The sequence below is a fragment of the Alkalihalobacterium alkalinitrilicum genome, from assembly GCF_002019605.1.
GTDB lineage: Bacteria > Bacillota > Bacilli > Bacillales > Bacillaceae_F > Alkalihalobacterium > Alkalihalobacterium alkalinitrilicum.
The window spans coordinates 4,050,958-4,077,044 of sequence record NZ_KV917368.1 but is presented as its reverse complement, the minus strand read 5'-3'; the positions used below and the strand labels follow the sequence as shown (position 1 = coordinate 4,077,044).

24 protein-coding genes are annotated in these 26,087 nt (G+C 35.8%); 5 read left to right on the top strand and 19 right to left on the bottom strand.

Annotation, left to right across the window (positions count from 1 at the left end):
• Positions 1–19: 19 nt before the first annotated feature.
• The 9 genes from BK574_RS19720 to BK574_RS19680 all read right to left on the bottom strand — a co-directional run bounded on the left by BK574_RS19720 (position 20) and on the right by BK574_RS19680 (position 9,117).
• On the bottom strand, positions 20–697 hold the full coding sequence (locus BK574_RS19720) for a sugar transferase (RefSeq protein WP_238458054.1): 678 nt from the start codon (positions 695–697) through the stop codon (positions 20–22).
• 11 nt (positions 698–708) lie between these two features.
• A complete protein-coding gene (locus BK574_RS19715; RefSeq protein WP_078429770.1) occupies positions 709–1,920 on the bottom strand; it encodes a DegT/DnrJ/EryC1/StrS family aminotransferase in 1,212 nt (403 codons plus the stop codon).
• Positions 1,921–2,338: 418 nt separating this feature from the next.
• Positions 2,339–2,770 (bottom strand): type II secretion system protein, encoded by a 432-nt coding sequence (locus BK574_RS19710; protein ID WP_078429769.1) that lies wholly within the window; start codon positions 2,768–2,770, stop codon positions 2,339–2,341.
• Between the two features lie 133 nt (positions 2,771–2,903).
• Positions 2,904–3,785: a UTP--glucose-1-phosphate uridylyltransferase GalU gene (gene galU, locus BK574_RS19705; protein ID WP_078429768.1), complete on the bottom strand. Its 882-nt coding sequence runs from the start codon at positions 3,783–3,785 to the stop codon at positions 2,904–2,906.
• Positions 3,786–3,956: 171 nt separating this feature from the next.
• The gene (locus BK574_RS19700) at positions 3,957–4,310 is read right to left on the bottom strand and encodes a four helix bundle protein (protein ID WP_078429767.1); all 354 of its coding nucleotides are present in this window, start codon (positions 4,308–4,310) and stop codon (positions 3,957–3,959) included.
• A gap of 282 nt (positions 4,311–4,592) precedes the next feature.
• Positions 4,593–6,404 (bottom strand): polysaccharide biosynthesis protein, encoded by a 1,812-nt coding sequence (locus tag BK574_RS19695; protein WP_078429766.1) that lies wholly within the window; start codon positions 6,402–6,404, stop codon positions 4,593–4,595.
• Positions 6,405–6,847: 443 nt separating this feature from the next.
• Entirely contained in the window at positions 6,848–7,615 is a 768-nt protein-coding gene (locus tag BK574_RS19690) for a tyrosine-protein phosphatase (RefSeq protein WP_078429765.1), read from the bottom strand.
• 81 nt (positions 7,616–7,696) lie between these two features.
• On the bottom strand, positions 7,697–8,389 hold the full coding sequence (locus BK574_RS19685; RefSeq protein WP_078429764.1) for a CpsD/CapB family tyrosine-protein kinase: 693 nt from the start codon (positions 8,387–8,389) through the stop codon (positions 7,697–7,699).
• Positions 8,390–8,403: 14 nt separating this feature from the next.
• On the bottom strand, positions 8,404–9,117 hold the full coding sequence (locus BK574_RS19680) for a YveK family protein (protein WP_078429763.1): 714 nt from the start codon (positions 9,115–9,117) through the stop codon (positions 8,404–8,406).
• A gap of 248 nt (positions 9,118–9,365) precedes the next feature.
• On the opposite strand from BK574_RS19680, the gene BK574_RS19675 reads away from it, so the two are divergent.
• Positions 9,366–10,262 carry an LCP family glycopolymer transferase gene (locus BK574_RS19675; RefSeq protein ID WP_078429762.1) on the top strand — a complete coding sequence of 299 codons (897 nt, stop codon included), beginning with the start codon at positions 9,366–9,368 and terminating at the stop codon, positions 10,260–10,262.
• Between the two features lie 44 nt (positions 10,263–10,306).
• Here BK574_RS19675 and BK574_RS19670 read toward each other — a convergent pair whose 3' ends face one another.
• Positions 10,307–11,590 (bottom strand): nucleotide sugar dehydrogenase, encoded by a 1,284-nt coding sequence (locus tag BK574_RS19670; protein ID WP_078429761.1) that lies wholly within the window; start codon positions 11,588–11,590, stop codon positions 10,307–10,309.
• A gap of 256 nt (positions 11,591–11,846) precedes the next feature.
• Between BK574_RS19670 and BK574_RS19665 the strand changes: the two genes are divergently transcribed.
• On the top strand, positions 11,847–12,857 hold the full coding sequence (locus BK574_RS19665) for an LCP family glycopolymer transferase (RefSeq protein WP_078429760.1): 1,011 nt from the start codon (positions 11,847–11,849) through the stop codon (positions 12,855–12,857).
• A gap of 45 nt (positions 12,858–12,902) precedes the next feature.
• Here BK574_RS19665 and BK574_RS19660 read toward each other — a convergent pair whose 3' ends face one another.
• The 7 genes from BK574_RS19660 to BK574_RS19630 form a co-directional block, all read right to left on the bottom strand.
• Positions 12,903–14,093 (bottom strand): YeiH family protein, encoded by a 1,191-nt coding sequence (locus tag BK574_RS19660; protein ID WP_238458053.1) that lies wholly within the window; start codon positions 14,091–14,093, stop codon positions 12,903–12,905.
• Positions 14,094–14,187: 94 nt separating this feature from the next.
• The gene (locus BK574_RS19655; RefSeq protein WP_078429759.1) at positions 14,188–14,400 is read right to left on the bottom strand and encodes an acetyl-CoA carboxylase biotin carboxyl carrier protein subunit; all 213 of its coding nucleotides are present in this window, start codon (positions 14,398–14,400) and stop codon (positions 14,188–14,190) included.
• Positions 14,401–14,402: 2 nt separating this feature from the next.
• On the bottom strand, positions 14,403–15,761 hold the full coding sequence (accC, locus tag BK574_RS19650; protein ID WP_078429758.1) for an acetyl-CoA carboxylase biotin carboxylase subunit: 1,359 nt from the start codon (positions 15,759–15,761) through the stop codon (positions 14,403–14,405).
• A gap of 261 nt (positions 15,762–16,022) precedes the next feature.
• Positions 16,023–17,981, bottom strand: a complete 1,959-nt coding sequence (locus BK574_RS19645; protein ID WP_158211698.1) for a TRAP transporter permease — start codon at positions 17,979–17,981, stop codon at positions 16,023–16,025.
• Positions 17,982–18,046: 65 nt separating this feature from the next.
• On the bottom strand, positions 18,047–19,087 hold the full coding sequence (locus BK574_RS19640; RefSeq protein WP_078429756.1) for a TAXI family TRAP transporter solute-binding subunit: 1,041 nt from the start codon (positions 19,085–19,087) through the stop codon (positions 18,047–18,049).
• 158 nt (positions 19,088–19,245) lie between these two features.
• Positions 19,246–20,658: a hypothetical protein gene (locus BK574_RS19635; protein ID WP_078429755.1), complete on the bottom strand. Its 1,413-nt coding sequence runs from the start codon at positions 20,656–20,658 to the stop codon at positions 19,246–19,248.
• Between the two features lie 343 nt (positions 20,659–21,001).
• Entirely contained in the window at positions 21,002–21,907 is a 906-nt protein-coding gene (locus tag BK574_RS19630) for a LysR family transcriptional regulator (protein WP_078429754.1), read from the bottom strand.
• Between the two features lie 129 nt (positions 21,908–22,036).
• On the opposite strand from BK574_RS19630, the gene BK574_RS19625 reads away from it, so the two are divergent.
• Genes BK574_RS19625 through sda form a run of 3 tightly spaced genes read left to right on the top strand, consistent with a single transcriptional unit; the run spans position 22,037 to position 25,144 of the window.
• Positions 22,037–23,632: an acyl-CoA carboxylase subunit beta gene (locus BK574_RS19625; protein WP_078429753.1), complete on the top strand. Its 1,596-nt coding sequence runs from the start codon at positions 22,037–22,039 to the stop codon at positions 23,630–23,632.
• A 30-nt stretch (positions 23,633–23,662) separates the two neighbouring features.
• Positions 23,663–24,976: an acetyl-CoA hydrolase/transferase family protein gene (locus BK574_RS19620; RefSeq protein ID WP_158211697.1), complete on the top strand. Its 1,314-nt coding sequence runs from the start codon at positions 23,663–23,665 to the stop codon at positions 24,974–24,976.
• Positions 24,977–25,000: 24 nt separating this feature from the next.
• On the top strand, positions 25,001–25,144 hold the full coding sequence (gene sda / locus BK574_RS28910; RefSeq protein ID WP_078429751.1) for a sporulation histidine kinase inhibitor Sda: 144 nt from the start codon (positions 25,001–25,003) through the stop codon (positions 25,142–25,144).
• A gap of 104 nt (positions 25,145–25,248) precedes the next feature.
• On the opposite strand, the gene BK574_RS28905 is transcribed toward sda, so the two are convergent.
• Both BK574_RS28905 and BK574_RS28895 read right to left on the bottom strand, forming a co-directional pair.
• Positions 25,249–25,407 (bottom strand): transposase, encoded by a 159-nt coding sequence (locus BK574_RS28905; protein ID WP_274379466.1) that lies wholly within the window; start codon positions 25,405–25,407, stop codon positions 25,249–25,251.
• Positions 25,408–25,674: 267 nt separating this feature from the next.
• Positions 25,675–25,911 carry a transposase gene (locus BK574_RS28895; RefSeq protein ID WP_142247999.1) on the bottom strand — a complete coding sequence of 79 codons (237 nt, stop codon included), beginning with the start codon at positions 25,909–25,911 and terminating at the stop codon, positions 25,675–25,677.
• Between the last annotated feature and the right edge of the window lie 176 nt (positions 25,912–26,087).

The window sequence follows — 26,087 nt, the reverse complement described above, 5'->3', positions numbered from 1 at the left end:
AAATCCCCCAAAATTAGTTTTATTTCATAATTACTAGTATCGTCTTTAAAATTAATTTTATATCATAAAGAACTGACATCTTACTTAGGTATTCTATGTTTAATTCAATTTTTTTGATCATAATTTCTTCGATATATGTTTTTTCAGGATCATTACTCTTAGCTAACAGAGTGTTTTCATCTCTATATTCAATAGATGCTAAATCAGTTATACCTGGCCTTACCCTTAAAATGTTTTTTTGTTGGTTATCATATAATGCAACATATTTAGGCACCTCTGGTCTAGGCCCCACGAAAGACATGTCACCTTTAAAAACATTTATTAGCTGAGGTAATTCATCTAATTTTGTCTTTCGTAAAATATGACCTGATTTCGTAATCCGTTTATCTTTACCAACTGTGATTTGCATGCCTTTGTTTTCAGCATCTAATATCATAGTACGAAATTTATATATCTTAAATTCTTCTCCACATTTCCCAACACGTACTTGCTTAAAAAAAATAGGTCCCATAGAATCTATTTTTATAATAATTGCTATTATTAGTAACAATGGGCACAAAGCCACTAATCCTATAAACGAGATCAATATATCAAAAATTCTCTTTAACAATAGTTGACCTCTCTTTTGGTCCAGTATCATCTCTATATCAAATAACTTTGTTTTTTTTGTATTTTGGTAACTTTTTATCTCAGGCATTAACTTTCCACCTAACCTATAACTTTTTTTAAACAATTCATTATATACTCCACATCCTCATCACTCAATAAAGTGTGAAGTGGGAGTGTAACTTCATTTACATATTGTTCAAAAGCATTAGGATACTCCTTTATATCAAACCCTAAATTTTTATATGCTGTAAACATAGGCAATGGCTTATAGTGTACGTTACACGCTACACCCGCTTCAGCCATTTTAACGATAATTTCATTCCTCTTCCCTTCACTGATTTCAGGTATTCTCAATAAATAGAGATGCCCTGAAGAAGAAAAATCATCACCGTAATGTTGAAGACTCTGAATCCCTAATGGTAAAAGTTCTCTATCATACATTTGGATAATTTCTCTCCGTCTTTCTAGCAATCCGTCATATCTATCTAATTGTATTAAACCAATACTCGCCATAATATCTGTCATATTACATTTATAGGCAGGGTAAACAATATCATATTCCCATGAGCCTTTTTGAGTTTTGGCAAGGGCATCTTTTGATTGACCATGAAGGCTATATAGCATGAACTGCTTATAAAGCCATTCATCATCTAAACCACCATCATTACGCCATACAACAGCTCCACCTTCAGCAGTTGTAAAGTTCTTTACAGCATGGAAAGAGAAGCAAGTAAAATCCGCAACTTGCCCACAATTCATTCCTTGTCTCTCTGCTCCAAAAGCATGAGCAGCATCCGTCATAACAATTACTCTATTAAATAACCCCTGTAGTTCGTTATTTGGCTTGAATAGTTCTTTCTTACTTTCTACTATTTCAAAGATAGTATCGTAGTCACACATCTTTCCCGCAATATCAACTGGAATTATGGCTTTAGTCTTTTCAGATATTGCATCTGCTAATTTAGAGTAATCCATTTCAAAAGAATCTGGTGCAGTATCAACCAAAACTATTTTCGCCCCAACATGTTCTATAACTGAGGCAGATGCAGTATAGGTATATGCTGAAGTAATGACTTCATCGCCAGGTCCAATACCTAAAATCCGAAGGGTAAGCTCCATAGCTGCAGTTGCTGAATTCAAGCAAACAGCTTTATTTGTGCCAACGTATTTAGCTATTCTTTTTTCTAGCTCTTTAGTTCTTGGTCCAGTTGTAATCCAACCAGACTTCATTGCTTTTATAACTTCTTCAATCTCCGCTTCTTTTATATCCGGTGGAGAGAATGGAATATTTCTTAATTCAGTATCAATCATTATAATTTCCCTCGCTTTATTATGTTTTGATTCAAAGCATTTAAGAGTTATTTAGTTTGCTAGGACTTAATTGGAACTATAACTCCTCTTCCAACCAACTACTAACCAACCAAACCTAATCCACTTCTGATACTCACCTCGTAATATCTATTCAATCAACTACATTCAATCACGAAGGTTTTTCATTTTTAAACTAATCTCAACCGTGTTTCTTCCTATTAAACTACCATTCAATCAAACCTTAAAAACTATTAAAAACACTCGAAACCCTTACGCTCCAAGGCTTCCAACTTGTTATCTGATTACGATAGTCAGTTCCACGTTATTATTCAATCGAATTAGCAGTTAGTTGGTTAGTTATTAGTAATTAGGTTAAGGTCTTTCTACCCACTATCCCCTAAAACCTAATCACTTACAATCATAAAAACGGAACACCTTCGTCTTCCTTACCATCATCGTCACCAGCCCCATCACTACAAACAACTTTTCCATCAACATAAGCAAAACTACACTCATCTCCACAAATTTTACCATCGTAACTTTCTAAAAATTGTGTAAACACTACATTGGAGTGATCAATAATCTCCAGAGCTAAATATGTCTCATACTCCTTTTCCAACTGAAGTAAATTCACACGACAAACTTCATCTCTAGATTTATCTATCAAACCCAAAACAGAAGGCACCGCAATCGCTACAAGTATTCCTAAAATTGTAATTATAACAAGTAGCTCAATTAGTGTAATACCTTTATTCTCAGTTCTAAGAAACCTACCACCCTTTGCTATTGAACTCGTTCTTAATGATTTTATAACTGACAGTATTTTAGTAACTCTATTACTTACAAACATACATGACACCTCCAAGATTGTCTTATTCAGCAATTCTAAAGGTGTCAAAATATATTACAGTTGGTAAGCTGGAAGGCTTAAAGATCTATACTATCTTTCCCTTTCCAACTAACCCACTAACCAACTGTCCGACTTATTTCACTCTCTCCCTCTCCAACATCTCCTCAAGAAAACCAAGCAACTCTCCCTTCAACTCCCCATTCTGCATCGCAAACTCTAATGTAGTTTTCACAAACCCCATCTTCTCCCCAACATCATATCGCTTACCTTCAAAATCATAAGCAAACACACGTTGGATTTCATTTAGCTTTTGGATCGCATCTGTTAACTGAATCTCCCCACCAGCTCCTGTTTCTTGCCGATCTAAAAACATGAAAATTTCGGGGGTTAAAACATAGCGTCCCATAATCGCTAAGTTGGATGGAGCTGTACCTTGCTTTGGTTTTTCAACAAACTGATTTACCGAATATCTACGTCCAATACTGTTGATCGGATCTACAATTCCATAACGATGTGTTTCTTCATCAGGCACTGTCTGCACACCAATAACAGATGAAAGTGTATCTTCATACTGCTCCATCAGTTGTTTTAGGCAAGGCTTTTCCGCTTGAACTATGTCATCACCTAGTAATACCGCAAACGGTTCATCCCCAATAAATTTACGAGCACACCATACAGCATGTCCTAATCCTTGTGGCTCTTTTTGACGGATATAGTGAATATCTACCATATTCGACGAATATTGAACTTTTTCTAATAAATCAGTTTTGCCCTTTTGGAATAAGTTTTGCTCTAACTCAAACGCATGATCAAAATGATCCTCAATTGCACGCTTCCCTTTACCTGTAACAATAATAATATCTTCAATTCCAGAATTAACTGCTTCTTCGACAATATATTGAATCGTCGGTTTATCGACAATCGGTAGCATTTCTTTCGGCATTGCTTTTGTCGCTGGAAGGAAACGAGTTCCAAGGCCAGCTGCAGGGATGATGGCTTTTTTGACTTTTTTCAATTAAATAACCTCCTGGTTGGGTTGGTTAGTTGGTTAGGTTTTAGTTGGTTAGGTTTTTGGGTTGTTCAATGAAGCTATTTTCTTGCTAAACTACTTCAGTAAACAACATAATATGCTTTAAGCTATATCATTTCCTAACCAACTATCCGACTGTCCAACTGTCCAACTAATTTACAAACTTCTAATAATTCCATTCAACATTTTCCCTATTTCGTTTGCTCTTTTTGACAATTCTTCATAGTCTTCTATATTTATATATTTTAACTCTTTTGCTAATAACATTTGATACTTCACTTCTTCTAGTGATCCTCTCGCGATTAGCAGAAATCGTTTGTATTCTTTGTTTGAGCCTCTTGCTTTTCCCTCGACAATGTTGCTCGGTACAGAAACGGCGGCTCGTCTAATTTGCGATGTTAATCCGTACTGTTCATCTTTAGGAAAGTCTTTGGTTATTTTGTAAACGTTGAGGACTAATTGATGTGACTTTTGCCAAACGATTAACTTGTTAGTGTCGTTATAAGTCATTTTGAAGGACCAACTTTCTGTTTTTTGGTTGGTTAGTTGGTTAGTTATTAGTTGGTTAGGCTTTTGAGTTATTCCAAGAAGCTGTTCTTTTACCTAAAAATGTTAATTTTTGGTCTTGTCTTTCCTAACCAACCAGCCAATTTTATTCTCTTCCAACCCCCGACGTTTCAGCTAGCGAAACGAGTCCCAACTCTTCCAACTCATCAACTCATTCCGCTTTTCCTACCTACTAACCACTATCCCCTAACCAACTGTCCAACTATCCAACTAACCAACTAATAGCTATCCAACTACCTGCAAATTCTTCTTCCTAAAATTCGCAATATCCAACAATTCCTCACGCAGCTGTTCACTTGTTAATTGTTCAAACTCCCCAATCAACTGCTCGGCCACATTAATATTCACCATCGGCGTCTTCCCGCGATAAATCTTCGGATACACCTGTTCATCATGTACCTCATCTTCACCAAGAAGCTCTTCAAACATCTTCTCCCCAGGACGCATACCCGTAAACTCAATCGGAATTTCTGCTTCTGTATATCCAGATAGTTTAATAAGGTTTCTTGCTAAATCTACTATTTTAACAGGCTCCCCCATATCCAGGACAAACACTTCTCCACCTTTAGCTAAGGTACCCGCTTGTAACACAAGTCGAGAAGCTTCTGGGATGGTCATAAAGTAACGTACCATATCAGGATGAGTTACTGTCACTGGACCACCGTTTTGAATTTGCTCTTTAAATAGTGGAATGACACTCCCACGACTACCTAATACATTACCAAAACGAACCGCTACAAACCTCGTATCACTAACCATATCCATATGTTGAATAACCATTTCCGCAATCCGTTTCGTAGAGCCCATCACACTCGTTGGATTCACTGCTTTATCCGTCGAAATCATAACAAATGTATTAACTCCCGCATCACTCGCCGCTTCGGCAACATTTTTCGTTCCGATCACATTATTCTTCACCGCTTCTTCTGGGTTACGTTCCATTAACGGTACATGCTTATGAGCAGCGGCATGGAAGACAACATGTGGCTTTCGTTTATTCATAATTACAAACATCTTTTCCCGATCTTGAACATCTGCAATTTCTGTATCTAGATTTAGGTCAGGGTAATTCCGTCTTAATTCCATTTCAACCGAATAAATACTATTTTCACCGTGACCTAATAGGATTAATTCTTTCGGCCCGAAGTTAGTAATCTGTCGGCAAACTTCAGATCCAATCGAACCTCCTGCTCCTGTCACTAAGATGGTTTGTCCTTTAATAAAGTTCTCAATACCAGCGATATCTAATTCAACGGGTTCACGACCGAGTAAGTCCTCTACCTCAACATCTCGGAATTGGTTCACAGACACTTTCCCTACCATAATGTCTTCGATCTTTGGCATAATTTGTGTCTTTGCTTTTGTTTTTGCACATTCGTTGAAAATATTGTTGAGCTCCTCTTTTTTCAATGAAGGAATGGCAATAATAATTTGTTCAATCTGCTTTTCTTGAACGACTGCTTCAATGACCTCTACGCCACCTAATACAGGGAGACCCATAATTTCTAAATGATGCTTCGAAACGTCATCATCAATAAAAGCAACGGGGTTCAGTTCGACATCCTCATTATGCTGAAGCTGCCTCACGACCATTGTCCCTGCTGAACCCGCTCCGATAATAAGCGTACGCATCTTATCTTTACTCGGTTTAATGTACGTATCGCGATACATACGCCATGAAAAACGGGAACCCCCAATAAATAAAATATGCATCATCCAAGTAATCGCTAACGTACGGAAATAAACATCCTGAATTAGGACGAATTGGACAACCCCCGTTACAATAATCGAAAAAGTGACCGCTTTTCCAATCCCAATCAACTCATTAATACTCGCATATTCCCATGCTTTTTTATACAACTTATAATAGTAGGCAAATGCATGATGGCTTAGTAATAATGTCACTGAACTGATGATAAGTACCGTTGAAATTGTAGTTCCTATTGGTAGTAATATAAAGTAACTAATGAAAATACATGATAAGACAATCATAGAGTCTACTAGCATTAATGCTAATAACCGTTTCTGATAAGACATTTTCCTACCCCTTCCAAATCATTTTCCAAAAATGAAGCCTTAAGCTATACACCTTTTGTGAAAAGATCCATAGCTTAAGGCTCAATATAAAAGCAATGAAAACGTTTCATTACAATTGTTTTATATTTAAATATAAAGAGGCATTTAACCTCTCCTCACACCACACCCTTGACGACTAGCACCTAAGGGTTCAAGATACAGAACCCCACAGCATGGTCGAGTGCCTCCATCGATAACGGCAAGGAGACATTGCCAATAGATTATACTCTAACAGGTCGCCTTGCTCGTCCTGTTTTCTTGTTGCTTGCGTCTATCTATTGCTGTTTTAATTAGATGATGGATGGCCTCAAGGTCTTCGTAAGGCGCATCCTGCTGAATATACCTAACCGTTTTATTTATCGTTTTTGGGAAATCTGAAAATTTCTTCATATCCATCACCCTATTCAAAATATCCCTAAGAACTTTTTCTTTTGAATCCTCTCAGGTGGGTCCATACCTACATGAAGACCGCTCACTACAAGATTGGCATTTTCTTGGAACTGATACACGACTTCAGTTCCAAAGTTTTTTTCAAGTTCACTTAAAGCTTCTCTCATTCGAAATGGACGCTTTACTAAACTGTGAGCGTCCGATGCTAGAAAGTGTGTCAAATTGTGTTCGATGAGATCTTCTGTAAATCTTTTAATCTTTTTACCGAAGTGACCTGTCAAACTAGATGTTGTAATTTGCGTTAATACTCCACTAGTCACAAAGTCATACAACAGATCTGGCTTTTCCGTGATCTGACTATTCCGTTCTGGGTGCACAATAATCGGTGTTAACCCCGCCAGCTGCATATCATAGAATAATTGCTTTGCGTATCGTGGGACATGATTAGATGGAAATTCAACAAATACATATTTGTTACTATCTGCTAACGGAAGAATGTCGCCTTTATGATAATCGCTGACTAGATCTCCATAAATTCGACATTCTTGACCTGGTAAGATGTTCATATTAAGTCCGTTTATTTTTATTTCTTCATTTAGCTGATCCACAGCTTTAATAATGCTTTGTTTTTCATTTATATATGGTCCATTCAGATGGTGTGGAGTGGCAATGATCGTTGTAATCCCTTCTTCGATTGCCTGCTCGATCATTTGAATACTCTCCGCTTTATGGGCTGCCCCGTCATCAACACTTGGCAAGATATGACAATGAATATCAATCATTCTACTCACCTCTTTTGTAAATCCTTTTCCATATTATCATAGAATACGGCATTTAGGTACACCCTTTTACAAGATTACCATTTATCTACCATAATAATAGTAGTATTGACCTTCTTTGAGCTCTTTTGCGTTTAAGACAACGCCTAGAACTTTCGCTTTCGCTGCTGTTAATAGGTCTTTTGCCTTTATAGCTTGCTCCTGATCTGTCTTGCCACTACTTACGACTAAAATCGTGCCGTTAGCATGTTTTGCGAGAATTTGTGCATCTGTTACCGCTAGTAATGGCGGTGAATCTAAAATCACAACGTCAAAGGCAGTTGCTAATTTTTCCAATAACACAGACATTCCTCTTGAACTTAAAAGCTCTGCAGGATTGGGTGGGGTTGGTCCGCTTGGTAAAATATATAAATTTTTCACTTCTGTTACTTGCACCGCTTCTTCAGCCGTATGTTGTTTTGTTAACATACTCGTTAACCCTGCAAGATTAGCGACGCCAAATGTATAGTGTGCTGTGGGTTTCCGTAAATCAGCGTCAATCAGTAACACTTTGTTTCCTTGTTGAGCCATGACAACGGCTAAGTTCGAAGCTGTTGTTGATTTTCCTTCCATTGGGCCTGCCGATGTTACAAGGATCGTACTCACTTTTTCATCAATGGACGCAAATTCAATATTCGTACGGATCGTACGATATTGTTCTGATATCGGTGACTTCGGTTCATGATGGGTAATTAAATTTCGTTTATTCGATTCTTTTGTATGTTTTTTTCGTGACATCGTCTAGACCTCCTCTAAGAAGCATTTCGTCGGTTTTTCTTATTCGCTGTCGTTGCTTCCATTTGCGAAACAACTCCAATGACAGGTAAACCGAGTAATTTTTCGATATCTTGTTCTGTTTTTACAGTAGTATCTAAGTATTCAAGTAAGAAGGCTAGTCCAACGGCCGTCATTAACCCAACAACAAAAGCAATCGCCATATTTAATGTAGGGTTTGGTTTAATCGGACTTGGGTTATCAGCCATTTGGGCAACAGATAAAATGCTGACGTTATCGACATTCATAATATTGACGATTTCGCGTTGGAACACGCTTGCTACCGTATTCGCAATTTGTGCCGCCATTGCTGGATCTTCGTTCTGCACGGTAATCGCGACGACTTGAGAGTTTTGCGCACTGCCGACAGTTACCATACTATTCAAAGCACCAACCGATGTATTTAAGTCAAGTTCAGCAATAACCTTTTCTAAAATCACTGGACTTTTCATAATGACGTTATACGTATTAATTAATTCAATATTGGTCCTTAAGTCTGCTTGAGTTACGTTTTGCATGTCCACCTTTGACTGGTTGATCAAGATTTGTGTCGATGACTGATAAATCGGTGTTAAAAGTAAATAACTGACTAATCCGCTAACTACGACAGCAATCAACGGTAGAATAATGAGTAACTTTATTCTTTTCTTTAATGTCGTAAATAGTTCTTTTAGGCTAATTGTTTCTTCCATCTTGTCCTCCCTAATAGTAAGAAGCTTATAAAATTGTCAATTTCAACTAGAAATTACATAGAGAATTATATCATATACGGTCGAGATTTGAAGGTAAAAAAAGAGATTAGTAAATTTTTATATATGAATCTAAAATTTGTGTGATACCGGTGTGAAAATTCAGATTGCGGAATTGTCTAATTCCTTCTATAATAAATCTGCTAGACTATCAAAAAATGTCAAAAAACCATAGAAAGAGGCACTATCCCATGAAGAAAATAATTATCATTGCTTCTATTATTATAAGTATCATCGTCTTATCAGTTGTTGGCTACGGTTTCTACTTATATAAGACGGTAAAAGATACTGCATCAGAAATGCATGAACCCATTGAACGTGAAAAAACACGGTTGGTTGACTTTCATCAAAGAGAACCACTTTCTTTCCTTATTACAGGAGTCGATTCTAGCGGTGAGGAAATTAAAGGTCGTTCAGACACGATTATCGTAATGACGGTTAATCCAAATGAGAAATCCGTTAAAATGTTAAGTATTCCTCGTGATACGCGTACACTTATTGTTGGTCGTGGGAATGAAGACAAAATCAACCATGCTTATGCATTTGGTGGTGTGGGAATGACGATGGATACGGTTGAGCATATGCTTGATATTCCAATTGATCATTATATTAGTGTTAATATGGATGGGTTTCAAGATATTGTCGATGCTGTTGGTGGCGTAACTGTTGATAATAGCTTTGCTTTTAATCAAAGTGGATTTACATTTCCTGAAGGAGAAATCACATTAAATGGTGAAGAAGCCCTTTCGTTTGTTCGAATGAGAAAGCAAGATCCTCGTGGAGATTTTGGACGAAATGATCGACAACGTCAAGTGATTAATGGTGTGATCCAAGAAGGAGCTCAAATTAGTTCAATTACACGACTTGATGATATGTTAAAAGCAATAGGTAATAACGTTAAGACTGATTTAGATTTCGATGCGATCAACAAAATTCAATCGAATTACCGTGATGCTCGCCACAGTGTAGATGAACTACAAATTAGCGGTTCTGGTCAAACGATAAATGGCATTTACTACTACATTGTCCCTAATGAAGAAATTACACGTGTAAGCAATGAGTTGAAGAAGCATTTAGAACTTCAATAAGTGATTGAAAAAGCCGTTCCATTCGGAACGGCTTTTTCGTATTATTACACTTCTTGTAATGTTTTATTCATTTCAAACAAGTTGCTGTAATTAAAGTATTGAATCGCTGTATTTTCGATTATTGTACAATTACGAGTATCAAATACAAGTGGGTTGCTCATTGTATTCACCATTGCTTCTTCATTTAACGATTTGAACTCTTTATGGTCTGTTAAAATTAACACACATTCCGCACCTTCAACGGCATCTTCAAATGATGATAAGGTAAAAGATACTTGTTCTTGACGTACGTGCGGGTCATGGAAGGACAGATTAAATGACTTTTGTTGTAGTAACGCGACAATATCCATCGCCGGACTTTCACGAACATCATCAATATTTCCTTTGTACGTTAACCCTAATACGGCCACTTTCGCATTTTCATTAGAAAGCACTTTTTCTAATTGCTCCACAACAAATTGTGGCATTGAATTATTGATTTTTCTAGCGTCCGAAATTAACACCGCTTGTTCTGGTGCTTTTTCAATAATAAAGTAAGGGTCAACTGCTAAACAGTGTCCACCAACACCAGGACCTGGAAGGTGTAAATTTACGCGCGGGTGGTGATTTGCTAGTTGAATAACTTCCAGTGCATTCACACCAAGACGCTCAGAAATTTTCGCTAATTCGTTTGCTAAGGCAATATTGACATCACGGTACGTATTTTCCATTAACTTCGACATTTCTGCACTGACGGCACTTGTTTCTAAAATGTCGCCTGTCACAAACGTACGGTAAACTTCAGCTGCCTTTTGGGCAGAAATCGCGTTAATTCCACCAACAATACGTGTGTTTTCAACGAGCTCGATTAAAATACGCCCAGGAAGAACACGCTCAGGGCAATGGGCTAAAAATACATTCTCTCCGACATTCCAACCTGCTTCTGTAAGGATCGGTGCCACCACATCATCGATCGTACGCGGTGGGATCGTTGACTCGATGATCACTACATTGTCTTCTTTTAAATAAGGTAAGATCGACTTCGTCGCAGATACGACGTAATCTAAATTGGCAGAACCGTCTGCATGATGAGGCGTTGGTACTGCTATAATAAAGGTATCGGCAAATGATGGAGCTGTTGCTGCATGTAAGTTTCCAGACGTGACTACTTCCTTCGCTAATTCACCTAAGCCCACTTCTTCTATATGAATTTCTCCTTGGTTTAAAAGGTTTACAGCATTTTCGTTAATATCTACACCTAATACATTAAAGCCATGTTTAGCAAACATCGTCGCTGTTGGTAAACCAATATATCCTAATCCAACTACACATAAGCTATTCTTTGACAATGTGTATCACTCCATCTATTTAGATTATATTTATATAAATTTAATATACTATTTTAAAAATACACGGTGTATTATATCATATATTGTCAAACTTTGTACTAGAAGATACTAGAAAAATGGGTTACTATTTTAGTAACCTTTATAAACACACTAGAAATTAGCCGTTTTAAAAGGAATAAACGGAATTATTTACGTATTGCTAATAAGAAAGTCTTCAACTAAAATAGATTAGAAGACTAGAAAAAGGAGTCGAATTATGCTAAAAAGAACTGATAAAAGAAAAAGGAAAAATAGACGTCGATTGCTATGGTTTATCATTCCATTATTGATAATTGTAGTTCCGACAGTTGCCTATGGTTCCTATCTCACATATAAACTTGCAAGTGCTGCTTCAGAAGTGAATCAAGAATTAGCACGTGGCGATAAATCAGAAAAACGATTAGAACCGATTGATCCAAAAAGTGATAACTTTTCCGTTCTCTTTTTAGGAATAGATACGTTAGAACCTAACAGTCGCGGTGCAAGAACAGACTCGATGATGTTAGTGACATTTAATAAAGAAGAACAATCAATTAAAATGTTAAGTATTCCTCGTGACTCACGAGTCAATATTGTTGGACGTGATCGCCTAGATAAAATCAACCACGCTCACGCATTCGGCGGCGTCGATATGTCGATTGACACGGTTGAAGAATTACTTGATGTTCCAGTTGATTATTTTGTCCGCTTGAACTTTACAGCCTTTATAGAGGTTATCAATGCTTTAGGCGGCGTTGAAGTCGAAGTACCATTTACTTTTAATGCACATGGAAGTCAAGGAAGTCGAAACGCGGTAACGATCTACAAAGGGCTACAACGTTTAAATGGTGAAGAAGCGTTAGCTTATGCGAGAATGCGAAAAGATGATCCACGCGGAGATATTGGTCGTGGGGAACGTCAGCAAGAAGTCGTTAAAGGGGTTATTAAAGAAGCCGCATCATTATCGTCGATCCTACGTTTCGATACGATTATTGATGAAATTAGTGAACATATTTCAACCAATTTTTTATTTGAAAACATGTTAGCATTACATCCTTATGCAAGCTCTATTAATGATATTGAACAACTTTCATTACGCGGCGATAATTTGCGTTTGGATGGCATTTACTACTATCAATTAGACCAAGAGTCTGTTGAAGATGTTTCTCATGAATTACGAGTGCACTTAGGTTTAGAAGAAAGTTTACCTAATAGTTTAGGTATGAATGAGGAAGATGTAACAGAATAAACTAATGAAAGGAGCTTGCTGATTTGCAGGCTCCTTTCATTAGTTTTAAAAATTTATTAACCCTCCCAATAAGGAAATCATAATGACACTGATAACTCCTACTGACAATGCTGCAATTATACCGATATAAAATGGCTTAATACCTAAACCTTTAAATACACTTAAGCTTGTTGATAGTCCAACGGCCGCCATAGCAGAACCTAACATATATTTTGTACCAATTGTGTCTAAATTTGAATAAAAGGATGCCCAATTTTCGGGTGTTAGTAATCCAAAAGCAAACCCACTATGTGATACACCAGCATCGCCAATGGATCTAATAGCAGATAAAATGAGGAAACCTATTACAAATAATGGTATTAATTTATACCACTTTGGCGTAACCGCACCTTTACTATTACTATCTTTGGGAATACTTTTAAGATAATAGAAAGATATTATGGGGATAACAGCAATAATAAGGAAATTACGTGTCAATTTTGTTATAGTTGCAACATCAATAACTCTAGCATTATCAAAAGTTTGATCGTAAATTAGAGAAGCACCAGCGACCTGAGCTGTATCATGTATGGCTGTACCAAGAAATATTCCTACTTTAATAGGGTCATTTTGAAACAAATAAAAAGCAATATATGGATAGAGGATCATGCTTATTATTCCAAATAACGTTATATTAGCAATTGCATAAGCAACCTCATCTTCTTTTGCCTTAATACTAGGAGCAGTTGCTAGTATAGCTGTTACACCACATATTCCCGTACCACAAGCAATTAATGTCCCTAAACGATAAGATTGGTTTAGTTTTTTTGTAATCCAGAGAGTAATAAATATTCCGGAAACTATACACAAGATAATAATAGGAATTCCCCAAGAACCTAATTTTACAACATCCATAAAACTTAACCTGATTCCTAATAGAATTATTCCTAATTTCAAAATAAACTTGATTGAAAAATTAACACCGTTCTTAAAAATAGGGTGTAAACCAATCATGTTTCTTATTAGTAAACCTAAAATAATTGATATAAATACTCCCGAAATAGGGCTACTAGCCTCAGTAGAAATTCCATTTAAGTAATTAAAAGCAATTCCCAATACCTCAGCTAAATATAACCCAATTACCATTACACTTAAACACAACCCAATACCAGGTAAAAATTTGCCCAATTTAGAAGCTCGAGATTCTTTCTTTTGAGCAGGATAATTTTCTTTTTCTTTGACTTCTGGAATTGCCAAAAGGTCACCTCCCTCTTACAACTAATTCCATCTGGTAAAATAATTCAAAATAAAGACAACCAAATAATCAAATTTGACTATTTGGTTGTCTTTATTATTCTAGTATTAATAAAACATCTCCATCATTAACAAAGTCTCCTTCTTTCACTTTGATCTCTTTAACAACTCCACTTTCTTCGGCTATTACTGGTATTTCCATTTTCATAGATTCCATTATTGCAATTTCTTGACCGTCTTCTATTTGGTCCCCCTCGTTAATTAGTATTTTCCAAACATTCGCAGCCATATTTGTTACAATTTCACTCATGTTTATCCCTCCACTTTTGATTTATCACTTAAATATTTTTGTACAAAATTTGTGGTTGTATCTCCTGCACTGAAGGCTGGATGGGAGATAACTCTTTTTAACATAGGTATATTTGTTTTAATTCCTTCTACATGATAGTTCTCCAATGCTTCTTTAAGATGATTAATCGTTTCATCTCGGTCATTTCCAGTAACAATTAATTTCGCAATCATCGGGTCATAGTATGGTGTCACGGTAAAACCCTCGTAAACAGCCAATTCATGACGAATATTTTCACCGTTGGGAATCTTAAACTTTGTAACTTTACCTGGTGATGGAAAGAATGTTTGAGGATCCTCAGCATATATCCGGGCCTCTATTGCATGACCTATTCTTTTAATATCAGATTGAGAAAATGTTAATTCTTTTCCTGTAGCAATTTCTATCTGTTCCTTGACTAAGTCGATGCCCGTTATTTCTTCAGTAACTGGATGTTCTACTTGTAACCTCGTATTCATTTCCAAAAAATAGAAATTTTTATTGCTATCAACCAAGAATTCAATCGTCCCTGCATTAGTATAGCCAATGGCCTTTGCAGCTCTTACAGCAACCTTTCCCATTTCCCTTCTAGTTTCTTCATCTAAAAAAGATGATGGGGCTTCTTCGATCACCTTTTGATGACGACGTTGAATAGAACATTCACGTTCCCACAAATATACTGCATTCCCTTGACTATCAACCAAAATTTGAACTTCAATATGACGTGGGTTTTCAATAAATTTTTCGATAAACATTGCCCCGTCCCCAAAAAAATCATTAGCTCGCTTTTGGTTACCAGAATATACTTTTCGAAGTTCTTCCTCAGTCTTGACAACCTGCATCCCTATCCCCCCACCTCCTGCAGAGGCCTTTAACATAACAGGGAAGCCCATTTTACTTGCTACCCTACAAGCTTCTTCAACATCCCCTAAAGGATAATCTATTCCTGGAACGACAGGCACACCTACATTTACCATTACTTTACGTGCCTCTATCTTACTACCCATACGAGAAATAACCTTTGGAGAAGGACCTATAAACACAATCCCATTCTTATTACACTCCTCAGCAAAATGACTATTTTCTGAAAGGAGACCATACCCAGGATGTATTGCATCCACGCTATTCTCTTTAGCCACTTCGATAATTTTTTCTAAGTTTAAATAACTTTCATTTACGCGTGGTCCCCCAACACAAAAAGCTTCATCAGCCAGTTGAACATGGAGGGCATCACGATCAGCCTCCGAAAATATAGCTACAGTTTTAATACCCAAATACTCACAGGACCGAATGACCCTAACTGCTATTTCTCCTCTATTTGCTATTAAAACTTTTTTAAACAAAAATACTCCTCCTTATTTAGCAATACCAGACCGCTATAAATTTTGTGTTTATTTTTAGAATTCTCATAATAATTTTATAATTAGTTTTATGTAATGTAAAATACACATTTTTGATAATTAATATAGTTTTTACCTATATAAAAATAAACTTTTAGTCAAAAGCTCTCATACTCTACCAGCCTTTTATATTAATTGGCATTAATTGTCTAATATCAGTAGATCGAGGGAAGTAATGACTTCCCTCCACCTTAAAGCCTTTATTTAATTTACTGAATCTATTGTAGATTCTGATGAAATAGTAGTAGGCTTTCTTTGGATAAGAATAATTGATAATAAGAGAATAGCTCCTAAAATGTCACTGATTATTTCAGGTATTACTAGCATTAAACCTATACATAGTAACAAACATCTAATATACCAGTTTACTTTTCTAATAAACCACCCCTGCACAAAACCAGCTAATGCATAAATTCCAATAATACATGTTATAGTTTTATAAAGTGTTAGAGTAAAAGGACCTTGTAAAATAAGACCTGTTCCATAAACAAACATATACGGGATTATATACGCTACCATCCCTAACCTAACAGAAGTAAGTGCCACTTCCATTGGTTTTGCCTTTGCAATTGCTGCAGCTGCAAATGACGCTAGTGCAATTGGTGGAGTAATTGCAGAGAGGCTAGCAAAGTATAGTATGAATAGGTGAGCGGCTAACGGGTTAACCCCTAACTCAATCAAAGCTGGTGCAATAATTACTGCTGAAATAGCATATGCAGCAACAGTAGGTAGCCCCATCCCTAAAACAATTGTAATAAGCATAGCAAGTATTAATCCAAGCAACATGATTCCAAATGAAAAAGAAATAACAAGTTCTGTAAATCTAAACCCTAGTCCTGTTAGAGAAACCATACCTATTATTATTCCTGCTACTGCAGTAGTAACAGCTATATCCATCAATCCTCTAGAAGTGATATGGAGTGCATCTAACGTCTTTTTAATTCCCATACGATTAGTAGCGTTAAATATTGATATTATAATTGTTGCAATTATTGAATAAAAAGCAGCACGAAGAGGTGAAATTTGCAAAAAGAACAGAGAGAATAGGAGAACAAACACTGGAATCAGTAAATAAGACTCTTTTATAATAATATATTTAAAGTTAGGTAGTTTTTCCTTAGGTATACCTTTAATTTGTTTTTTACGTGATTCAAAGTCAACCATTATAAATATAGAAATAAAATAAAGAAGAGCAGGAATTGTGGCTGCGAGAGCAACTGCAAAGTAACTTATACCTAAATATTCCGCCATTAGGAATGCCGCCGCACCCATTATAGGTGGCATAATTTGTCCCCCAGTTGAGGCTACAGATTCTGTTGCTCCAGCAAATCGAGCAGAATAGCCTGCCCGTTTAATCATAGGTATAGTGAAAGTTCCTGAAGTTACCACGTTTCCTACTGAAGTTCCATTAATTGTCCCAAAAAACGCACTAGCTAAGACTGCAACCTTAGCAGGTCCTCCTCTTTGTGCACCTGCTATTGAAGATGCTAGATCTACAAAAACACGTGTAACACCTGAAACCTGTAAAAATGAACCTAATAAAATAAACATAAATACATAGGTTGTAGCAACTCCTAGAGGTATACCAAAAATACCAATATTACTGAACGTATTACCTAATATCCGTTCAATCTCATATCCTCGGTGCCAAAGTATCCCAGGTAAGTAGTTGCCAATAATTGCATAAATAATAAAAATTAACGCAAGGATTACCAATCCCCATCCTTGTAATCTTCTGGTTGCTTCAAATAAAAGTAACAAAAGCACAATACTAGCAATAACATCATAACCATTTGGGAAAGTAGTTACTCGTCCGAGGATGCCATGAAAGTCCCAGAAAATATAACTTAAAATCCCAATTGATAGTAGTATACCTGTGAGATCTATCCAATGGAATTTTTTTGCACGTTCAGACTTAGAGTAAGGCACGAGCGTTAATACCATAACTAGAGAAGATATTAGAAACACGCTTCTCATATAAAAAGGGTCAATGGGTTTCCATAATATTGTTATTAAAATAAATAAAACAAATATAACCCCTGTAATATATATAATCTTGTAACCAATTCCCTTTAAATCTCGATAACGCTCATTTTCCGTAGAATTTTGTTCAGATGCTTCCTTTAGTTTTTCCAATTCACTTTTTTCATCTGTTTTTAACAAAGTAAGCACCTCCTAGTCGATATAGCTAAGGAGTCACTAAGGTAGTAGCGACTCCCTATATTTTTTTAGTCTATTGGCTTAGCTTGTTCTGGTATTTCATAACCATTTTCCTCAAAGTACTGTGCTGCACCAGAATGTAGTGGTACCGTCAAGTATTTTATATTCTCAGGAAGAGTCTCTTCAGCTGAAGGAGCATTGGTTGCTAACCGATCATAGTTTTTATACGTTTCTTCTACTAGTGCGTACACAAGACTATCTGGCAATTCTTTGTGTGCTAAATAAATATTCCACATCGTAATTGTATGAACGTCTTCATCTATACCATCATATGTTCCTGCAGGAATGTAACCTGATTGCATATATGGATATACTTCCTGTAACGAAGATAGATCTTCTTCACTAACACCAATAATTACAGCGTCATTTGTTGCCATAAACTCTGATGTTGCAGGATGAGGAACACCAGTTGGAGCTACCCCAAATGCATCTATCATACCATCATTAAGTTGACCGACTGCATCTCCATAATTAATATTTATAATATCTGCCTTAATATCAAAATGATCTAACAACCTTCTTAAATAAGTATCGGAACCAGTTCCTGCAGCCCCAGTTACAAATCTCCTACCTTCAAGGTCATGGATAGATTCAATACCACTTCCTGATTTTGCCACTATCTGAAAGTAACCTGGAGACATAGGAAACATAGCTCGAACATTAGAATATTCTTGACCTTCTGCCCAATCAATACCGTGTAGTCCATCGTATAATATTCCATCCGAGGCGATCCCTACCTCTACATTTCCTGCTTCAACCAATTTTACGTTATCAACCCCACCTGCACTACTCTCTGGTGATATAGGAATGAAATCTAAAATATTGGCCCAAGCTCCACCATATGCATAGTAAAATCCACCTGCTGACGATGTGGCTATTGTAATTCCTCTAGGCCAATCATCATCCTTAGTAACACTGTTTGAAGTATCGCTACTCTCTGAATTATTAGCTTGTTCATCTGTTGTACTACTTGGAGTTTCACCACATGCAACTAAAATTACACTTAGGGCTAATGAAATTAGAACAATAAAAACTTTTTTTATACGCATATTTTCCCCCTTCAAATTTTTGAACCTTTTTTGTAAACCCTTACAAAAAGGTTCAGTGTTTTGTTAGTTTTGAATATTAACAATTTTCATACTATTATTATAATTCATTAAAAAAGACTATGTAAAATACGAATAATCTATAAAACCATAGTTTATAGCTATGTATATAGTTTTAATAATAATTGAATATAAAATTGTACAATTAAAAAAAAGAGAATAGTAAATAACTTATTTTGTAATAGAGTATTTTTTATTGATGTCTGCCCATTAGCACCACTTAATAAAACGCCAGGGATTGTGAATGGAGAGAGCATAATACTGATAAATGATCCAACCGTTAATGAAAGTACAATTAAAAAAGTTGGGTAGGGTAAAGCGAAGTTATGTAAGATACTAACAACCAATACCATAGAAGCTACTGGTGGCATCCCTACAAAGCCAAGTGGCGCAACAACAAACGGTAACAAAAATAAGAAATTGATACCTGGCAATATATCAGTAAATTTATACATGGTTTCTATAAGTAGCATTCCTATAGGCGTACTGTTTATGGCGGAAATCACCAACCCAGATGATAAGAAAATGCTCACTTCTTTTGTTTTTAGTGGAAGAGAATTAATATAATTCTTAAATTCGAGCCAAAAGTCATAGACCCTCTTTTTAATTACAAAAAAGCTAATGGTCCAAACCATAACCACTAATGGCATAACTGTTAATAGTCCCCAGGGTGATATAACAGTTATAACCAAAATTAAACCTAATAACGATATAAGGAGTAAAAAAAATTCTATAGATTTATATTTTGCTGTTTTTAACGTTTCTGATGTTAAATTCTTTTCAATTGTTTGTTTAATTTCTTCAGTTAACCTACTTTCACCTTTCCTTTCATAAAAATGATATAGTGTAACAGATAAAACTACCCCACAGAAAGAAATGAAAAAACCATGTGCAACTGCAACTGTTATAGGGACTTGAAAAACTTCTACAGCGTAAGCAAAACTTGGTATACTAACAGCCCAAAAAGCAATTAATGCAAACCCCCTAAGAATAGCGGTACTTTTAAGGTGCTCCCAGGATACATTAAATTTTGATTTTAAAAAATCACTAATAAACTGATAAGTAATCGGGATGGATGTTGGCAATAAAAAACAGCCGATCATTTGCGTAATTAATATCGTTCCAGTATAAAATCTTGTGCTACTATCAAGAATTTTGCTCGAAAAAATAATAATATTATTTATATAATTATCTTGGCGAAGAACTAAACTCACAATAGGAACAACTGTAATAATTACTACCATACTACTCATTTCTCTCAATCCTTGCCAAATAACATCAGTTAAACTGACGTTTGGATATATTACACTAATCAACAACGCTAACAAACAAAGAAAAATAGGTAATAACATTTTTCGTAAACCCATCAAGCAAAAAGATAAAATTAAACAAATTAGTGCAAAAAAAGAAATAGAATGTGTTAAAAATTCCAGATAAACAAACGATTGAGCAAGCTTAAAACCTATCAAAAGGATAAGGACAATTAAAAAAAGATTTTTGAATTTTATTCCCATTTTCATGTCCTCCAATCGACTTTGTCTTTGATTATGTATAAAGAGAATATAACAGACAAACGAACGGAGTATTTATTTAAGTTAATTATATAACCATAGCCTATAGTTATGGTTATCTCTCTATTGGAGTGTCAATCCTAAGCAGGACAACTATCTTAAGTTTTTCAAGTTTAACTTTAAATAGTAGTTTTTTTCAGAAAACCTTCAAAATATATAATCAAAAAATAACTCAAAATAAAAAAATAAAGTAGGTTATGGAGATACCTACTTATAATTCAAGTAATAAAGTTGGTAGAATTAACTACGTTTTTAACAACTTCGCCTTAAAAAGCTAGTTAATTCTTTAAATATGGCTCTTTAAGACTTTTATAAAAGAACGAATAATTGGCGAGAATTGATAACTTTTCGGGTAAATTAGACCAAAAGTTATACTAACTTCGTTGTGATCTATATGTAGCGGAATGATCTTGCCAGTTTCTACATATGGATCATTTTTTAGTGATAAATCAGTATAGAAACCAATAGCTAAACCTTGTGCAATTACCCTTTTGGCAGATTCAGTATTATCTGATGAAAATAAATTCTTAATTTCTCCGTATTCCTCCAAAATACTTGTCACAATTTGATTGATAGTATACATAGGATTAAAAATGACAATTGGATATTTAATTAGAACTTTTGGGTCTACAGGGTTTTCAAAAGCTAAAGGCGACTCTTTTCCTACACAAGCCATTATTTCCCCATGGAAGAGTTTCTCAAAATGTAAGTTATTATTCAACCCTGCTTCTTTCCATCCATTTGTAAAAACACCAACAAAACCCACATCAATCTTTTCATTTAATACATCACTAATAACTTCTTTTGTACCACTTTCATTTATATCTAAGTTAACATTTGGATATTTTTTTTTATACACATCTAGAACCTCTGGTAAGAGTGTCATACATATACTAGGAACTGCACCTATAGATAATTTACCGATATAACTTGATGTTTCAATGTTTGCTTCTTGTTTTAATTCATCGAGTTTTCGTAGTACTTCTTGGGCTTTCTTTACAATAACCTCTCCTACCTCAGTTAATTCTGCACCTGCTCTTGACCGCTTAAATAATTTCACTCCTAACTCTTTCTCAAGATTATTGATTGCTTGACTAATGCTAGGCTGAGATATATGTAACCTTTCAGCGGCTAAAGAAAATGAACCAAGTCTTGCTATTTCAATTAAATATGATAATTGTTCTAATCTCATCAAGTATTACCTCCTAGTTTTATATAGTTTATATCTATATTAAGTATTATAAATGAGTATTTTACATTACATAAACCTAATTATACAATAATTATAAATATTAGGAAAACTATTGAGGAGGCTGTCTTTATGAGTGAAAGACAAAAGGTACTTGATGAAGAGGTTAAAGAGCATACCTGGCATAAAGAAATTGAAGAAATTGAAAGAAGACAAAAATTTGCTGAAAAATTAGGTGGAGAAGAAAATATAAAGAAACATCATGATGCTGGAAGACTTACTGCGCGAGAAAGAATAGATTATTTATTAGATGAAGGTAGTTTCCATGAAGTTGGAGCATTTACTGGATCTGCAAAATATTCAGAGAGTGGAGAATTACTTGATGTCACTCCATCAAATATTGTAATTGGGAAGGGAAAAATAAACAAACAGAAAGTCTATGTAGCATCTGATGACTTTACGGTTCGAGGAGGATCATCTGAATCAGCTTCTCCAGAGAAAATGGTTTATGCAGAAAGAATGGCTTTAGATATGAGAATCCCGTTAATACGCCTAGTAAATAGTGCAGGCGGAAGTATTAAACTCCTTGAAAAAAATCAATCTACCAAAATACCAGGCTACCCTCAATGGCCTCTCGGAAAAATGCTCGGTACTATTCCAGTAGTTGCAGCAGCCTTAGGTTCTTGTGCAGGTCTTGGTGCACTTAGGGTCGTCCATTCCCATTTCTCTGTTATGGTAAAAGATAAAAGTCATGTTTTTGCAGCTGGACCTCAAGTGGTAACACCAGGAATTAATGAGGTTGTTACAAAAGAGGAATTGGGGGGAAGCAAAGTCCATGCTCGAGGTAGCGGAATTGTCGACAATGAGGCCAAAGATGAACAAGATGCACTTGATCAAATTAAAAGATTTTTATCATACCTACCTCGTAGTTCATATCATATGCCGCCTCTTCAGCAGTCCGATGATAACATCAATCGTTGCGAAGAAGATTTAGCCTCAATTGTCCCTAGTGACAGAAGGCGTGTCTACAATATGAGGAACGTATTGGAACTTGTATTTGATAATGGTTCCCTGTTTGAGATGTCAAGGTATTACGGTAAATCAAATATCACTATGTTAGGTAGATTGAATGGGTACCCCGTAGGTATTTTAGCCAATGATCCATATATATACGCTGGGTCAATGAGTGACGAATCTTCTGAAAAAATTACAAAATTTATTGATATGTGCGATACATTTAATTTACCTATTATTAACTTTTTTGATCAGCCTGGAGTTACAGTTGGAAAAATGGCTGAAAGTAGAGGAACCATTCGAAAAGCAACAAGAGCTCTGCTAGCCATGCACCAAGTATCAGTCCCTTGGTGTACAGTTTATGTAAGAAGGGCCTTTGGTGTAGCTGGTATGGCGTGGGGTCCAGATGATGGAAGAGCAAATGTAAGGTTTGCTTGGCCTTCTGCCTATTGGGGATCTATTCCAGTAGAAGGCGGGGTTGAAGCGGCCTATAGAAGAGATATTGAAAACTCTGAAGATCCTATCGCTCGGAGAAATGAACTAGTTGACTATTACAAAAAGTATGAATCACCATTTAGGACTGCTGAGCGTTTTAAAATAGATGAAATTATAGATCCTAGAAAAACTCGTCCACTATTATGTGAATGGATTGAAGATTCATATGAACTAATTCCAGAAATTGTTGGAGTAAAATGTAGGACCATGAGAGTTTAAAATTTAAATCCTTTGAAAGTAGGGATGGAAGTGACTTATATAAAAAACTATAATAGTAAACTTCGCGAAATAGATAACATCATTGAATTAGTCCATTCAAATAGTCATATTATTATTCCAGGTAGTGGGTGTGTTCCTTGGGCATTTTTAAATAGCCTATTTAGTAATAAAAGAACATTAACAGATATCACTATATGTCATCCCACTGCTTGGGGGGACTTCCCTTACGGAAAAGATGGCTATAATAATTTTACCTATAAATCATTTTTTCTTTCAGCAAATGCACGTAATACATGGAAAGAAAGAAAAGGTGTTGAGTATATACCCGTTCGACTATCTTCTATATCAGATTTATTAAATGAAAATATAGTACCTACAGATGTTTTAGTTCTTAACCTTAGTCCCCCAGATAAAAATGGCAATTGTTCAATGGGACCTTATACAGTTTATTTAAAAAGTGCATTAAAGTGTGCAAAATTAATTATTGGTCAAATCAATTCAAAAGTACCACGTACTTTTGGAGACACATTAATCAATATTGACGAATTAGATTATTTATACGAAGCAGACGAGCCTTTGTTAGGTGTTAATTCGATAGAACCTGGAGAAGTAGAGCAAAAGATTGCACAAAATATCGAGCCATTAATAAATGACGGAGATACAATACAAATTGGTAGAGGTGGTGTACCAGCAGCCATTGTACAGCTCATTGATAAGAAAAAAGATTTAGGTGTGCACTCAGAGATGATTTCTGACTGGGTTGTTGATTTAGTCTACAAAGGTGTAATTACTGGAAAAAGAAAAACGCATTTAAATGGAAAAATCATAGCGACCATTGGTGATGGTTCCCAGCGTTTTTATGATTTCGTTAATAATAACGAAATGGTCCATTTTAAACCTTCAGAATATGTAAATGATCCGAGAATTATTGCCCAAAATGATAATATGGTATCAATAAATGCTGCTATACAAATAGATTTAACAGGTCAAATTAATGCTGAGAGCATAGGAACTAGACTAATAAGCGGTGTAGGTGGTCAATTAGATTTCGCCCTAGGTTCATATTGGTCCAAAAATGGCAGGTTTATTGTCGCCTTACCATCAACTGCTTTAAACGGGCAACAATCTAGAATTTTACCTACTTTTCCAGAAGGAACCGCTGTTACCGTACCTAGAACACTAGCAGATATAATAGTTACAGAGTATGGAGTAGCTAGGTTAAAAGGTGCTACTCTCAATGAACGGATAGAAAGATTAATTAATATAGCTCACCCAAAATTCCGAGAAGAATTAAGAGATAAAGCTGAAAAGCTACTATACACCCAATCGAAAACCACAATATAAGGAAAGAAGGAGTAAAGTTTTAATATGGGAAACCTCCCAGATGCCCTATTAATGGAAACATATCAAAGAGCACTAATATTCAATTTAGATAATGACTTTATCAATTTATTAAGGCAGGTTAAGTTTCACGCGATAAGGAACTCCCCTTACTTACTTCAACAAAAATAGGAAATAATGGTTAACGAGTTCGCACGCCCCAAAGCTAAATAAGCACTTAATGGCGGAAAGCCACTATAGAATTTTCCAATTCTTTCTCTTAGAACCCAAGCGGGTTAACCCGCTTGGGTTCTAACCGCTTGTCGCCACAAAATTTTCTTTGGTAGTCTTTGGAAACTCTTGATCCCGTAAGACATACGTTTAATGACTTTTGTTGTATTATTGACTTCTTCGATATAGCCGTTATTGTAAGGAGACATAAAGGATTGTAATATCTCAGCTTTTCCACGGCTTCAAACCATGTTTCTAACCTTCTTTTACATTTTCATGGTTACTCGTTTTAAACCACCGATCCAAATCATTCTTTAACTCATACGCTTCACGAAGTCGCGGGTGGTGACCGAGAATATCTTCCACTCTTTCTTGTCCTGTTTCATCTAGCTTGAAAGGAGAATTCCATAAACTTCTTTATTTCATTTGAGACGAATGCGCTGTTTTTTATATAAATCGTGTTGGACTTCTCTTCGAACTTGGTCAAAGGCCTAGTACGCTTGCCGCATAAAGTGAAACTGGTCTGCGATAATCAGTGGGTTGCCTAGTTGTCGGCGAACAGCTCCCTTAAATGCCTTTGATAAATCCATCACCGATTTGAACATTAGCTGTATCACACTACTTAAAGTATTTCTCGATCGTTTCCGAACGACGGTCTGGTAGCATATCAATGATTTTTCACCTTTCAACATCCACAGCAATTGTTTGGAATTTTTCTTTATCCGCATCCCCTGCCAACGATAACCATGAATCCGTTGCGTTTTCTCCTTACACTTAGGACATTTTTGTTTGCGAATTATTGTATGAAGTTCAAACCAAAAACCGTATTCTCTTCCCCTGAATCAAATACCTCTACAGTAAACTTATTATAGAATGAAATCGCACCTTAATTCTCTCCTTTGTT